At 43.6% G+C, this 14984-nt stretch carries 11 protein-coding genes; 8 read left to right on the forward strand and 3 right to left on the reverse strand.

Going from position 1 to position 14984, the window contains the following annotated elements; genetic code table 11:
- The first annotated feature begins 8 nt into the window (after positions 1-8).
- The 4 genes from I4V84_RS08240 (at position 9) to I4V84_RS08255 (ending at position 5685) form a co-directional block, all read left to right on the forward strand.
- Positions 9-986 carry an ABC transporter permease gene (locus I4V84_RS08240; protein WP_173770686.1) on the forward strand — a complete coding sequence of 326 codons (978 nt, stop codon included), beginning with the start codon at positions 9-11 and terminating at the stop codon, positions 984-986.
- A 179-nt stretch (positions 987-1165) separates the two neighbouring features.
- Positions 1166-2278 carry a substrate-binding domain-containing protein gene (locus I4V84_RS08245; RefSeq protein WP_173770685.1) on the forward strand — a complete coding sequence of 371 codons (1113 nt, stop codon included), beginning with the start codon at positions 1166-1168 and terminating at the stop codon, positions 2276-2278.
- 414 nt (positions 2279-2692) lie between these two features.
- On the forward strand, positions 2693-4096 hold the full coding sequence (gene rhaB, locus I4V84_RS08250) for a rhamnulokinase (RefSeq protein WP_118577746.1): 1404 nt from the start codon (positions 2693-2695) through the stop codon (positions 4094-4096).
- A 170-nt stretch (positions 4097-4266) separates the two neighbouring features.
- The gene (locus I4V84_RS08255) at positions 4267-5685 is read left to right on the forward strand and encodes an arabinose isomerase (protein WP_173717089.1); all 1419 of its coding nucleotides are present in this window, start codon (positions 4267-4269) and stop codon (positions 5683-5685) included.
- A gap of 166 nt (positions 5686-5851) precedes the next feature.
- On the opposite strand, the gene I4V84_RS08260 is transcribed toward I4V84_RS08255, so the two are convergent.
- Together I4V84_RS08260 and I4V84_RS08265 are read right to left on the reverse strand one after the other, a co-directional pair.
- The gene (locus I4V84_RS08260; RefSeq protein ID WP_195476940.1) at positions 5852-7699 is read right to left on the reverse strand and encodes a histidine kinase; all 1848 of its coding nucleotides are present in this window, start codon (positions 7697-7699) and stop codon (positions 5852-5854) included.
- 70 nt (positions 7700-7769) lie between these two features.
- The gene (locus tag I4V84_RS08265; RefSeq protein ID WP_187565036.1) at positions 7770-9317 is read right to left on the reverse strand and encodes a response regulator; all 1548 of its coding nucleotides are present in this window, start codon (positions 9315-9317) and stop codon (positions 7770-7772) included.
- Positions 9318-9636: 319 nt separating this feature from the next.
- Between I4V84_RS08265 and I4V84_RS08270 the strand changes: the two genes are divergently transcribed.
- The 4 genes from I4V84_RS08270 to I4V84_RS08285 all read left to right on the forward strand — a co-directional run bounded on the left by I4V84_RS08270 (position 9637) and on the right by I4V84_RS08285 (position 14332).
- Positions 9637-11148, forward strand: a complete 1512-nt coding sequence (locus I4V84_RS08270) for a sugar ABC transporter ATP-binding protein (RefSeq protein WP_118577743.1) — start codon at positions 9637-9639, stop codon at positions 11146-11148.
- Positions 11148-12143: an ABC transporter permease gene (locus I4V84_RS08275; RefSeq protein WP_195991573.1), complete on the forward strand. Its 996-nt coding sequence runs from the start codon at positions 11148-11150 to the stop codon at positions 12141-12143. The genes I4V84_RS08270 and I4V84_RS08275 overlap by 1 nt, the downstream gene beginning before the upstream one ends.
- A gap of 2 nt (positions 12144-12145) precedes the next feature.
- Complete coding sequence (locus I4V84_RS08280; protein ID WP_195991574.1) at positions 12146-13150, forward strand: ABC transporter permease; 1005 nt, start codon at positions 12146-12148, stop codon at positions 13148-13150.
- Between the two features lie 159 nt (positions 13151-13309).
- Positions 13310-14332, forward strand: coding sequence for a substrate-binding domain-containing protein (locus tag I4V84_RS08285; RefSeq protein WP_195991575.1), 1023 nt, complete (start codon positions 13310-13312; stop codon positions 14330-14332).
- 213 nt (positions 14333-14545) lie between these two features.
- Here I4V84_RS08285 and I4V84_RS08290 read toward each other — a convergent pair whose 3' ends face one another.
- Positions 14546-14929, reverse strand: a complete 384-nt coding sequence (locus I4V84_RS08290) for a DUF3783 domain-containing protein (RefSeq protein ID WP_118577739.1) — start codon at positions 14927-14929, stop codon at positions 14546-14548.
- Positions 14930-14984: the final 55 nt, after the last annotated feature.

Raw genomic sequence — 14984 nt, forward strand, 5'->3', positions numbered from 1 at the left:
AGGACGTCATGACTAAGAAGAAAAAAAGTATTTTAAGTGATCAGAGATTTATTGTTTTGCTGGTTATCATTGCACTGGCTGCTGTTTTCTCCTTTATGAGTAAGGAGTTCAGACAGTACACCACAATCCTGAGTATGCTGGATTTCTCATATTATGACCTTCTGATGGCAATCGGTGTTACATTCCCGCTTATCACAGGCGGTGTAGACCTGTCAATCGGAACTGGTATGGTATGTTACGCATTGATCGGCGGAACACTTGTAAGAAGCAACAATGTTCCAGTAGTAGTAGCAATGCTGCTCTGTGTAGTGCTTGGAATTGCAATCGGCGCATTGAACGGTGTTCTCATTGGTATCATGAATCTGCCGCCATTCCTTGCTACTCTTTGTACCTGTATGATTACCCGTGGTGCTGGTTCTCTTTGCAGTGCTACACCATGGCCAACACTGAATCAGCCAGGCGGATGGTTCCATTCCATCTTTAAACTGACAATCGGACAGGGAAGAAGCGCTTCCCGTTACCCGCTCGGTTTCCTTTGGATGATCCTTCTGGTAATCCTGATGGAGTTCGTTCTGAATCATACAAAATTCGGACGTTACACCATCGCAATCGGTTCCAACAAAGAAGCAGCAGCTCTTTCCGGAATCAATGTTAAGTTTTACCATGTAATGGTATACGTAGTTTGCGGTCTGTTTACCGGACTTGCAGCTATCGCATACGCAGCAGTAACTCCTACTGTACAGCCTGGTACTGGTGCCGGACTTGAGATGGACGCAATCGGCGGTGTATTCGTTGGTGGTGTTGCAGCTTCCGGTGGTTATGGATCTGTAGTAGGAACTCTGGTAGGTATTTTCGTAATCATGCTGTTAAAGACCGGTCTTCCATATGTCGGTCTGCAGGCAAACTGGCAGCAGATCATCACAGGTGTTGTATTGATCGTTGCAGTATTGATCGATATCCTGAAAGAGAAAAAAAGTGCACACTAATAACTGAAACATACAGGCTGGCTTACAGACAGTCAGCCTGAAGAAAAGCAGAATTCTGTTTATAAGCAGAACAGCTGGTAAACAGCAACAATTTCATAACGGATGTGAAGCGTCGGAGAGTGTAGCGACGTATCATCATAAAAAACTATATAATTTTTATTTCAAGGAGGAAGTAGTAAATGAAAGCAAAGAAAGTTATGGCATTAGTACTCTGTGCAGCAATGGTATCTGGTTTAGCAGCAACAACTGTTATGGCAGCTCCGGAAGATCAGTTTGAAGGACTTACAGCTAACGAAGCTTATGAATTCCCTATGATGGTTAAATCTTTCCAGGCTACATACTGGGAAGCAGCTATGAAAGGTATGGACAAAGCAGCTGAAGAATTAGGGGTTACCTATACAGCACAGGGACCAAACAGTGAGTCCGATATCGCTGACCAGGTTAACATGATCAATACAGCTATCGCAGCTAATCCTGTTGGATTAGGACTTGCAGCTTGTGATACATCTTCTGTTCAGGCAGCTCTTCAGACATGTGTTGACAAAGGAATCCCGGTTGTTACATTTGATACAGGTATCGCTGATGCTCCGGAAGGATCTGTAGTTTGCGAAGTCTGCACAGACAACAATCAGGCTGGTTCTGTAGCAGCTGAGAACATGTATCCGGCAATCAAAGACGTTATCGCTAATGCTGACGGACAGGTTATCATCGGTGAGGTTAACCAGGATGCTACAGGTCTTAACATCCAGCAGCGTGGTACAGGATTCATCAATAAGATGATCGAGCTGATTAAAGCTGATGGAAAAACAGTAGCAGTTAAAGGTAATGAGTTCTATGTAAACGCAGCAGAAGGTGCTGACGCTGAAGAAGCTGACGCAGACGTTGTTATCCAGGTTGCAGTTCCGGCACAGACAACTGTAGAGCTTTGCTCCACAGAGGCTCAGGCTATCCTTTCCCAGGAAAACTGTATCGCAATCTTCGGTTCCAACCAGGTTGCAGCAGAGGGTGTTCTTGCAGCTAACGCTAACCTGAACGTTCTTGGTTCTGACGCAGCTAACGGTGATGTTATCGGTGTTGGTTTCGACGCTGGTTCTATCATTAAAGCAGCTGTAACAGATGGCACATTCCTTGGTGCAGTTACACAGTCTCCTCTGATGATGGGATATTATGCAATCTACGCTCTGACAGCAGCTGCTAACGGAGCTGAGCTTGAGGATGTTCCTACAGCTGGTTACTGGTATGATTCTACAAACATCGACGATGAAAACATCGCTCCAAACCTTTACGACTAATTAAAAAGTAAAGAGACGACACAACGTCCAATGTTTGCAGGTTTATAAACTGTGAATGAAACAGACCCCTGGGGCATTGCCCCGGGGGTTTTCTGGGTGAAAGAGGAATTATTGCAGCACGGAAAATATTGTCACTATCTTCCGGATACTTTATGTGAGAGGTTTTTGGTGAATATAGTGGATAGAACATTCTGGTTGCAAATAAGGACACTTTTTTAGACAAACAAGGTTCTTATTTATTGATGGATATTATAGTACTATGATATCATCAATTAGAAAGGCAGCTGTGTGAGGAACATCAGGATTTGTACGTTATTGTTTATGAAAAATGTTCGATGAGACATTTGTGTGTGACAATACGACAGGAACCTTGATACATACAGCGTAATTTTACAATTGAGGAGGTTTCATAAAATGACAAAGTATTATTTAGCAGTAGATATCGGTGCTTCCAGCGGACGTCTGATCCTTGGACATCTTGAGAATGGAAAAATGGAGCTTGAGGAAGTTCATCGTTTTGAGAATGGAATGGTAAAGAAAGACGGCGAGCTTTGCTGGGAGTTTGACAGACTTTTCCAGGAAATTAAGAATGGTCTTAAGAAATGTAAAGAGATCGGCAAGATTCCGGTAAGCATGGGTGTTGATACCTGGGGCGTTGACTTTGTACTGATGGATAAGGACGACAAGGTTCTTGGAAATACGGTGGGATATCGTGATCACAGAAATGAAGGTATGGATGAGGAAGTATATAAGACGATTTCTCTTGAGGATCTTTATGCACGTACCGGTATTCAGAAAGCAATTTTCAACACGGTATATCAGCTGATGGCTGTGAAGACAAAACATCCGGAATATCTGGAACAGGCTGAAACTATGCTTCATGTACCGGATTATTTCCATTATCTTCTTACAGGCAAGAAAACCTGTGAATATACAGAGGCAACAACAGGTCAGCTGGTAAATGCAGAAACAAAGGACTGGGATTACGAACTGATTGATAAACTTGGATATCCAAGAAAAATGTTCCAGAAGCTGATCATGCCTGGTACCAGTGTTGGACACTTTACAGAAGAGGTAAAAGCAGAAGTTGGGTTTGATGTGGAAGTTGTAGCACCGGCTACACATGATACCGGATCCGCAGTTCTTGCAGTTCCTGCAAACGACGACGATTTTATTTATATCAGCTCCGGAACATGGTCATTGATGGGAATTGAAAGAGAAAAAGCTGACTGCTCCAAGAAGAGTTGCGAGATGAACTTTACGAATGAGGGCGGCTATGCAGGAAGATTCCGTTATCTGAAAAATATCATGGGACTTTGGATGATCCAGTCTGTTCGTCATGAATATGATGATAAATATGGATTTGCAGAAATCTGTCAGATGGCAGAGGAAGCGAAAGATTTCCCATCCAGAGTAGATGCAAATGATGAGTGCTTCCTTTCTCCAGAAAGCATGATCGAAGAGGTTAAAGATTACTGCAGAAGAACCGGACAGAAGGTTCCGGAAACTTTAGGAGAAATTGCTACTGTTATTTATACCAGTCTTGCTGAGTGCTATGCAAAGACAGCAAAGGAACTGGAAGAGATGACAGGAAGAACCTTCAGTCGTATCCATGTAGTTGGCGGCGGTTCCAATGCAGGCTATCTTAATGAGCTGACTGCGAGAGCAACAGGCAAAGAGGTTCATGCAGGTCCTGGAGAGGCAACTGCAATCGGTAATATTACCGCTCAGATGTTAAAAGCAGAAGAGTTTAAATCAATCGAAGAGGCTCGTACTACCATTCATGAGTCCTTTGGAATTAAGGTATATCAGGCTTAATGAGAAGTTAAAACAGCCGGGATATACGATCATTTGTATAATGGCATTTGTGGTTATGAGCTGTGGCATATGGGCAAACAGATTGTTTCTGAACCTATGAGCAATAAGCGTTATGTTCGCAGCCTGAATCACAGATGCATAATATATCAAATTAAACAGGAGGTACTACTATGTTAGTAAACACAAAAGCAAAGGTTGGCGTATTTTCTATTGCTTTAGGCGCATATCTGCCTCAGTTCCCTTCACTGGTACCAGAGTTTGAGGCTCAGTACGAGGCATTTAAGAAAACAATTCCGGATACCGTAGAAATCATCGATGGAGGAATGGTAACAACAAAAGAACAGTCTATGGCTGCTGGGGATAAATTCCGTGCAGCAGACGTTGATCTCGTTTTCCTTCAGATGTTAACCTACGCTACATCCTACAACATGCTTCCTGCAATCCGTGACCTGAATGTTCCGGTTGTTCTGGTAAATGTTCAGAAGCTGAAAGCTCTGGATTACGATCACACAGACATTGCTACATGGCTCGGCGAAGGATATGCCTGCGGTGCTGTTGGAGAAGCTGTTGCTGACCTTGAGAGAGCTGGAAAGAGACATGCTGTTATCACTGGTGTTGTAGAAGGCGGAGATCCAGATGTTCAGGCTGAGATTGAAGACTGGTGTAAAGCAGCTCAGGTAAGAAGAAGATTCCGTGACACAAATATTGCCCAGATTGGAAGACCTTACCCAGGTATGATGGACCTTTACATTGATGAGACTAACCTGTATAACAGAATGTTCCTTTATACCAAACAGTTTGACTGGGAAAAAATGTGGGCAATTGCGGATGATATCACAGATGAGGATGCAATTCGTGCAAAAGCTCAGGATATTCTGGACACCTTTGATATTGAGGGCGGCGGAACAATTGAGAAAGTATGGGATATGGCAAAATATGTTGTAGCATTTGAGAAATGGGTAAAGGACGAGCATCTTGGAATGATCGCTTCCCATTATGACGGATTTGCACAGGGCAAGGCTGGTGTCCTTGACAGTATGCTGATTCCGGCATTCTCTATGCTGATCAAACAGGGTACTGCATGTGCTGTTGAGGGTGATATGAAGGTTGCCATGGCAATGAGTATTCTGAAGACAATTTCCGGCACAGGCCAGCTTTCCGAGATGTATTCCATTGACTTCAATGATGACATCTGCATTATCGGTCATTCTGGAAGTGGTGATGCCGATATTTCTGATAAGAAACCTACCATGAAGATCGTACCAGTGTTCCATGGCAAAACAGGCGGCGGATATCTGACACAGTTCTATCCATACACAGGTCCGGTTACCTATCTTGCAATCACACAGGATGGAGACGGACGCTTCAAATTCGTTGTTGCTGAGGGAATCAACGAGGAAGGACCAATCCTTTCCTTTGGCGATACGAACATGAGAACTCGTTTTACATGTGGCGCAAGAGAGTTTGTAAACCGCTGGAGCGAAGCTGGCCCGACACATCATATGGCAGCTGCAACAGGCAGACATATTGATACCATCCTGAAGGTTGCAAAGATCTTCAATGTACCGGTTGATATTGTAACAAGATAATTTTCAAAGTTGTGTAAATAATAGCAAGAATAAGACCATCTATATGGTCTGTACACATATTCATATTCAATAAACGGGAGAGTCTGTGGACTCTCCCGTTTGTTATCTTCTGTGAAATTCCATACAAAAAGCACCGCCTGCGTAAGACGGTGCTGAAAACATCAGTTTACAGGGGCTTTGGCGTTTCGCCAGAGGTTTCATCCCTCTTCGCTGGAATCCGAATCTGCACCTCGGTTCCTTTTCCTACATCGCTGGAATAAGTCAATCCATAATCTGCGCCATAAAGCACCTGAAGCCGTCTGTGAGTATTATAGATCGCAATATTGGTTCCACCTGAAATACTGGTACCCTCCCCGGAAAGAATCACGGGCAGTTTATCCGGCGCGATTCCAACTCCGTCATCAGAAATCAGAAGTACAATATCCCCATCCTCCATCCATCCGGTAAGTACAATGGTTCCAGATTTGGAAGGCTTTTCCAGAATGCCGTGAAGTATGGAATTTTCTATAACAGGCTGCAGGGTCAGCTTTGGAATCTGGTATTCCATCAGTTCATCCGGAATATCGGAAATGAAAGAAATGCTGTCATGGTAGCGCATATTCTGCAGGTGAACATAGATGGAAACATGTTCTTCTTCCTTGGCAATCGTACTGATTCCCTTTTTGCGACTAAGTGTCAGCTTGTAGAATCTGGAAAGACTTTGCACTGCATTACAGACCTCAGAGGTGCGCCCCTGCTGGGCCATCCAGTTGATCATATCCATGGTATTATAAAGAAAATGGGGATTGATCTGAGCCTGAAGGGAATTAAACTCGGCAATTCGCAGATCCTCAGCAGCCTGGGCCTGTTTTTCCATAAGCTGGTTCATTTTGCGTGTCATATAGTTGTAAGTATCAATAAGGTCACCGATTTCATCGTGTGCGCTTGGACTGTCCATAGGAACCGGAGGACCGTGGCGGACTGTCCTCATCTGACTGATAACTGAGGAAATTCGCCCTGTAATGGATTTGGACAAGGTACTTGCAAGCAAAAAGGCAAGCACCAGTACCGCAATATAAATGGATAAAAACTGCAAAACCAGGATATTACTCTGATTGATCAGGGGCTGGGAGGGAAGTACCGTCACCATAAACCAGCCTGGCTGTTTGATCCGGTAGAAACCAACGTAAACGGTTTTCCCTAGAATATCCTGCTCCACGAAACTGTTGGAGGACATGTAGGACTCCATGATCTTGTCGTAATCCAGCCAGTAAATTCCGGCGAGAGAATCACTGGAAGCAGAAACCAGGTTGTTACGCTCATTCATAATATAAGATACACTGCCGTCCAGAGTAAGATTCTCAGACAGAATCTGCTGAAAGTCATGACCGGAATAATAGACCGCCATATAAGCATCATAAGTTCTGTTGTTATAGATCACAGAAGCATGGGTGATATATGCCTGATCTCCATATGCCTTTTGTTCCTTTGTACCAAGATAGAAGGAGGGACAAAAAAGCTGGGAAACGCGGCTTCCGCGGAAAATACCATACCAGTAGGTTCCACGGATCTGATCGAGAGATAGAAAAGTATCTTTCAGGTCTTCTTTATTTAAAAGTGCATTTATGTCTGAAGGAGAGTCTTTTGACACCTCCATATAAATTTTGACATTGGTAACAGGTGTACCAGTGATCAGCTGATCTACCTTTTGGGAAAAAGATGCCGCATCCGGGGAATCTGCCAGATCCGTGAAGGAGTCGGTTATGGCATTTTTAAAAAGTGTCTGGTAAAAATCAAGGGAAGAAATTTCTTCACTTACATCCAGGACTTTCTGAATGGATTCTTCTATCAACGGCGCCGTTTCTGCAGACCGGTCCTGTTCCTGGCGGATCGTATAGGAAACTACCATGTCGTAGGCTCTTCCATAAAAAAAGAAGATAATGGCAATCGCAGGAATTGACACGATCAAAAGAAGTACCAGGGTAAACCTGGACTGCAGGTTCAAATCCTGGTACCATTGCTTAAACTTATGCAAATTATTTCACACTCCTCAAAAATATATAGGTGTTTTGAAATATATAAAATTTTTTATGTGTTGCAGAAAACTAACTCATTTTCTCTCGATATTCAGAAGGAGAAAAACCTGTATACTTCTTAAAACTTTTACCGAAATAATTCCCGTCACTGTATCCCACCCGCGAGGAAATATCTGTAATTTTATACCTGGGGTCAGACAGCAGCTGCTTGGCCTTTTCCATTCTGTACTCTGTGAGGTACTGATTTAAAGTCTGACCGGTCTCATTTTTGAAGAAGGTACACACATACGAGGTTGATAAAAATACATGATCACTGATATCTTTCACAGATAAGGTCTCGTTCATATATTTCTGTCCAATGTAATCCTTGATCAGAAAAATAGTAGAATTTTCTTCTTCTGTGCTGGCTGCTGTCTGGAAAAAAATTTCTGTCTTTTTTACCAGCTTCTGGTGCATCTCATTATAGGAAAAAATCTTCTCCAATGTGTCTATTAAATTTTCCTGGGTATCGGATAAGGTTAGCTTCAGCTGACGTGCAGCATTATCCAAAGCACGGAATAATTTGTAATAGAGATCCTTGGCCTGGTTAGGCAGAACATTCTGATTCTGGTTATAATACAGGAACAGATTGTCAAGGAAAGCTTTTGCTTTTTCCTTATTTTTTTCAGTGAGAAGAGTGAGAAATTCATTCTCCGGACTGGCAGAAAGCTCTGCTGCTGTTTCAGAAACAGGTGCCTGATAAAAAGGAGACAGAAAGGTACCTGTGGGGAAAAAGAAGCTGCTCTGCAGGGAAATAACAGCAGAAGTATAGGACTGATAAGCTTTGGAAATGCCTGTAACAGTATCTCCGGCTGCGATGCAGAATCTGGTGCAGCGGGAATACAGACTACAGAAAAATTCTTCAATGCTTTTTCGAACGGCTGCTCCAGGAGAGGAACCAAACAAAAAGTAAACCATATACTGTACACGCTTTTCTGCAAAAATACAATCTATATGGAAGGTTTTTAAAAATTCCCGGACGGACAGAAATATGGCGTTTGCTTCTGAAAGAGGAAACTCCTCCTCGGTATCGGTCTTAAGCACGATTGCAGTAAAGGGAGTGGTATTGCTGATGGATAGAGACAGCTCATCTATGAGCTGGTCAATACTTTCCTTCGCATGGGCGAAAGGCTGGGTGAGAAGAAGAGCCAGGCGGGAAGCGCTTTCCATGGAATGGATGGACGCATTTTGCCGGGTACGTTTTTTTTCCAGGCAAAGATCACGGGCTTCCACAATGGCATCCCGGATTTCCACAGGGTTCAGAGGCTTTTCTATATAATTGACGGCTTTTAGCTTGATGGCAGCCTTTAGATATTCTTTATCCGAATATCCGCTCATAAAAACAGGAACAATATCAGGAAGGATTTCTTCCAGCTGCTCCAGCATTGCGATTCCATCCAGACGGGGCATACGTACATCGCATAGCACAATGTCCGGTCTGTGTACTCTGGCCACTTCAATTCCGTTTATTCCATCATCTGCCTGAAGCACCTCCCGGATTCCGATGGATTGCCAGTCGATGGAAGAAATTACACCGGTGCGGGTAAGCTCTTCGTCGTCTACGATCAGTAATTTCATAATGAATCTCCGTTATAGGGACTCTGGAAACTACAGGAGTCCCATGCTTAGTGAAATAACAGTAACTGTGAAAAAATGAACAGTTTGCTGTAAGTTTATAAAAACAAATTGATAAAAAGTGCCACACTCATCATACCACAATTATATCTAAAATACGAGAGTAAAAGCACCTTGCTTTGTGGAATATTTTAAGATCAGTGGAAAATTTTACCCATTAAGTGGAAAATATTTTACCCTGTTTCAAAATATTTTCCCATTTTCAAACAAAGTGCACAGGTGGTAGAATAATAACAGATCAAGAAAGGGAGGAGAAAAAGCCGTGTCTGAATATGTTCTTGAATTAAAAGGCATTACGAAAATTTTCCCCGGCGTTAAAGCACTGAACAATGTACAGTTCCAGTTAAAACCTGGCGAAGTTCACGCACTGATGGGCGAAAACGGTGCAGGTAAATCTACCTTCATTAAAGTAATTACCGGTGTACATAAAGCAGAAGAAGGCGAAATGTACCTGTTTGGAGAAAAAGTGGATTTCAAAGGTCCGAAGGATGCACAGGAAGCAGGAATTGCAGCTGTTTACCAGCACCCCACATCCTATCCACATTTAACAGTGGCTGAAAATATTTTTATGGGACATGAGATCAAGAAGAATCACATGATCCAGTGGAAGGCCATGAACGAGGAGGCAAACAAGCTTCTGAAGCAGCTGAATGCAGATTTCGATTCCACAGCAGAAATGGGAACCTTAAGTGTTGCCCAGCAGCAGATGGTTGAGATCGCAAAGGCATTGTCCACAAATGCAAAGATTGTTATCCTGGATGAGCCTACCGCTTCTCTTACAAAGAGAGAATCCGAGGAGCTTTACAGAATCGTAGATCAGTTGAAAGAAAAAGGCGTTTCCATTATCTTCATTTCCCATCGTTTTGAGGATATGTACCGCCTGGCAAGCAGAGTTACTGTTTTCCGTGACTCTCAGTATATTGGTACCTATGATGTAGACGGAATCACCAATGCAGACCTGATTAAAGCCATGGTTGGCCGTGAGATCAAGGATCTGTTCCCGAAACCGGAGGTTAAGATTGGTGATGAGATGCTTCGTATCGAGCACTTATCCCGTACCGGATATTTCAAAGATGTTTCCTTCAATGTACGCGCTGGCGAGATCGTAGGTCTTACAGGTCTGGTTGGTGCAGGACGTACAGAAGTTGTAGAGAGCGTCTGTGGAATCACAAATCCAGATGAAGGTAAGGTTTATCTGGAGGGAAAAGAAGTACATATCAAACAGCCATCTGACGCAATGAAAGAAGGAATTATCCTTCTTCCGGAGGATCGTCAGAAGGAAGGTCTGATCATGAGCTGGGGACTTGGAAGAAACGTAACACTTCCGACTATCAGCAAATATGCGAAGAACGGCTTCAATGACGAGAAGACAGAAAGAGATCTTTCCAAGAGACTTCTGGAAGAGGTTGATACAAAGGCTGTTGATATTTTCCAGCCTGCAAGCTCTCTGTCCGGTGGTAACCAGCAGAAGGTTGTAGTTGCCAAGGCTCTTAGCCAGGAGATGAAGGTTGTTATCATGGATGAGCCGACGAAAGGTGTTGACGTTGGTGCCAAGGCTGAGATTTATGCGATCATGGGTGATCTTGCAAAGAAGGGTTACGCAATTATCCTGATTTCCTCTGAAATGCCTGAAATCCTTGGAATGTCTGACCGAATCGTTGTAATGTGCAACGGACGTAAGACAGGAGAGCTTGGAAGAGGAGAGGCAACCCAGGAGATGATCCTTGAGCTGGCTATGGAGAAGGGTACAACAGGAAAGGGGGCAGCTAAATAATGGAAAAGAAATCTTTCATGAAAAAGCTGACAGGTTCCCGTGAAGCACTGCTTGCAGTGATCCTGGTTCTGCTTTTCGTAGTAATCACAATCATCAGCCCGTCATTCCTTACATTCAAGTCTCTGACGGATATGTTGAAAAACAATGCTGTAACAATGGTAATGTCACTTGGTATGCTGTGTGTTATGCTGGTAGGCGGAATTGATATTTCCATCATGTCTACTCTGGCACTGACTGGTATGTCAATTGGTATGCTTTTAAAATATGAGCACATTTCCAGTACTTTCCTGGCATTTGTGATCGCACTGGCAATCGGAATCGCATGTGGTTTCCTGGTAGGCCTTGTGATCTCCAGAGCGGATGTTCCTCCGATCATTGCAACAATGGGCTTCATGTACATCTACCGTGCAATGGGATACCTGGTTTCCCACAACGGTGAGTGGGCAAGTGCAGCAGCTCTTGGTAAATTTAAAGATTTTGCAACAACAAAATTCCTGGGAATGAGCCTTGTTATCTGGGTGATCATCCTTTGCTATGTAATCTTCTTCGTATTCATGAAATGGACTACACTGGGAAGAAGAATCTACGCAGTAGGAAGTAACCCAAGTGCAGCTGAGGTTTCCGGTATTAATGTAAAGAATATTAAGCTTCTTGTTTACACTATCATGGGTCTTCTTGCCGGTCTTGGCGGAGCCCTTCAGGTTTCCATTTACGCTTCTGCAATGCCTGATATGCAGCAGGGCGGTGAGATGGACGTTATCGCAGCCTGCGTTATCGGTGGTGTAAGCATGAGTGGTGGACGTGGTACAGTACTTGGTGCTCTTCTTGGATCCCTGATCCTTGCAACCATCGCAAAAGCACTTCCGCTGATCCCATTCTTCGATCAGCTGTGGCTGAATACCATCAAGGGTGTTATCATTCTTGTAGTCGTTGTTGTAAACATTGTTTTACAGCGTACAGCTGACAAAAATGCATTAAAGGGAAGGGAGATGTAATCATGGCTGGAAAATCTGGAAGAAGTATTAACAACGTGCCGAAAAGCCCTGTGAAACAGATAATCTTCAGCTGGGAAGGCATTCTGGTACTCCTGTTTATTGCAGTAAATATTTTCTGTGCAAACTTTTCCGAGTTCTATAATCTGAAGAGTCTGCTCCGTCAGATGCCTGTTTATCTGGCAGAAATCTTCTTGATGCTGCCGATGGCATACATTCTGGTACTTGGTGAGATTGATATTTCCGTTGGATCTATCGTGTGTCTCTCCGCAACAATGGCTTGTATTGTGGCAAACACAGGAGCTCCATTCATCGTGGTAATCCTTGCCACACTTCTGGTTGGATCCCTTTGCGGTGCTGTAAACGCATTTGTCCTTACCAGATTTGAAGAACTGCCTCCAATGATCGTAACACTTGCAACCCAGATCATTTTCAGAGGTATTGCAGAAATCGTTCTTGGAAGCGGCGGAAGTATTTCCGTAACAAACACAGAAGGCTTTGCTGCACTTGGCGGAAAAGTAGGACGTGTTCCTTACATTCTTTTCCTGGTTCTGATCCTTGGAATCATTGCAGCAGTTATCCTTGGAAAATGTACCTTCGGACGCAGAGTATATGCAATCGGTACCAACCGTCTTGCAGCTTACTACTCCGGAATCCATGTACAGAAGATCCGTTTCGTGATCTACACTCTGATGGGAACCATCTCCGGACTGTGTGCACTGTTCCTGATGTCTTCCTCATTCGGTGCAAATACCACAACCGGTAACGGATTTGAAATGGATGCCATCGCAATGGCAGTATTCGGAGGAATCTCCTCCACAGGTGGTAAAGGTAATATCGCCGGCGGTCTGATTTCCGCATTTATCATCGTCTGCCTTCGTGTTGGTCTTGGACAGAGAAATATCCATCCGCAGGTTATCCTGCTGATCATTGGTGTTCTTCTGATCGGTGCAGTTGCACTTCCAAATATCATTAAAGAAATTCAGAAAAAAGCAAAAACAGCAAAATAAAATTCCTTAACAACTAACTCATATTTTTTATAAGCTTGTAAACTGCTTCGCAGAAGGCGGAGCAGTTGCAAATAAAAACTGTAACTGTCGGCTGTTTCACTGATGGTGGAATGCTGAACCGTTACCAAAAACTATATTATTCCATGGGAGGAAAAAAACATGAACAAAAAAATCGTAAGCGCACTTCTTTGTGGAGCAATGATCCTTGGATCCGCAGTTCCGGCTATGGCTGGTTCAGCTGACGGAAAGAAAATCGCACTGGTTGGTAAATCAGCTGGTAACGCATTCTTCGAAATCGCTGCAAAATCCTTCGTAGAGACAGCTGAAGCAGAGGGCGCTACCGTTGATACTGTTTACCCAGAGGCAGCTACAGCAGATGCTCAGATCAAAGTTCTTGACAACCTGATCTCTCAGGACTACGATGCAATTTGCATCTCTGCAAACGATGTTAACGCACTTCAGGCAAAATTACAGGAAGCTATGGATGAAGGAATCAAGATCTCCTGCTTCGACTCTGCTACAAACCCGGACAGCCGTCAGATTTTCATCAACCAGGCTGGTACAGTTGCTGTAGGACAGGCTCTTCTTGATGCTTGCCTTGATATCTCCGGTGGAGAGGGACAGTTTGCGATTCTTTCCGCTACTTCCCAGGCTGCAAACCAGAACGCATGGATCGACGCTATGAAGAAGATTATGGAAGAGGATGACAAATATTCCAAACTTGAGCTTGTAGAAGTTGCATACGGCGATGACGAGCCACAGAAATCCACAGACCAGACAGCAGCTCTTCTTGAGAAATATCCGGATCTGAAAGTTATCTGCGCACCTACAACAGTTGGTATCGCTGCAGCTGCTAAATACCTTCAGGACAATGGATCTGCTTGCAAACTGACAGGTCTTGGACTTCCATCTGAGATGCTTGAGTACACAGGTGCTGATGATGAGCATTCCTGCCCATACTTCTATCTGTGGGATATGCAGGGCCTTGGAAAACTTTCCGCTCTGACAACAATCGCTCTGATCAACGACGAGATCACAGGTGCTGCTGATGAAACCTTCACAGCTGGTGACCTTGGTGACTACACAATCACAACAGCTGATGACGGTGGTACAGAAGTAGTTCTTGGTGCTCCACTTGAGTTCAACCCAGACAACATTGAAGAGATGGCTAAACTGTACTAATCAGACCGTTTAAGATTAGATGTTAATAAAGAAAAGGCCCTGCCGAGTGCAGGGCCTTTTCGCGTCCTGGATTTTCAGATACGCTCTAAAGTGTGTCTGAAAAATTATTCCCGCAATCTGCACGCACATTTTGCGGTACATTTTGCCCAAATTCGGTTGCCGTAGCCCGCTGCGGCGCCTTCATCCAGACAAGGAAGCAGATCTTGATTTGGCTTATTTGTGTGAATACATCTCTGTATGTTCTTTCATAAGCTCATCATGCAGCTTCAAAGAATCCCAGTGAACCGTAACCGGTGTAAGCATAGCTTTTAAGTTCACTGGCAGCAGGCCATTTTCCTTAAAGAAAGCCAGAAATTCATCCAGCTGCTCACTGGAAAAATCCTTCAGCACCATCATTTCTTCCTGAAAATTTTTTCCAAGGTTAAATACCGGATTCTTAGAAAACCCAGGAATCTCGAAGAGAAATCCGAGACTTTCCAGGTACTCTGGCTGCTGTACCATGCGGACAGAGATTCTGTGTCGGTTCAAATATCTACGGATCTGGTGAAGACGATCCTCATCTTTAAAATTATATAATAAAATCTGGGTTTGGGACATAAGTATCCTCCTTTTTGCGTTTATCTAAAAAGAGAATAGCAGAAAAATTCCCTTT

Source organism: Ruminococcus sp. 1001713B170207_170306_F1, from assembly GCF_015668065.1.
Lineage (GTDB): Bacteria > Bacillota > Clostridia > Lachnospirales > Lachnospiraceae > Blautia_A > Blautia_A faecis.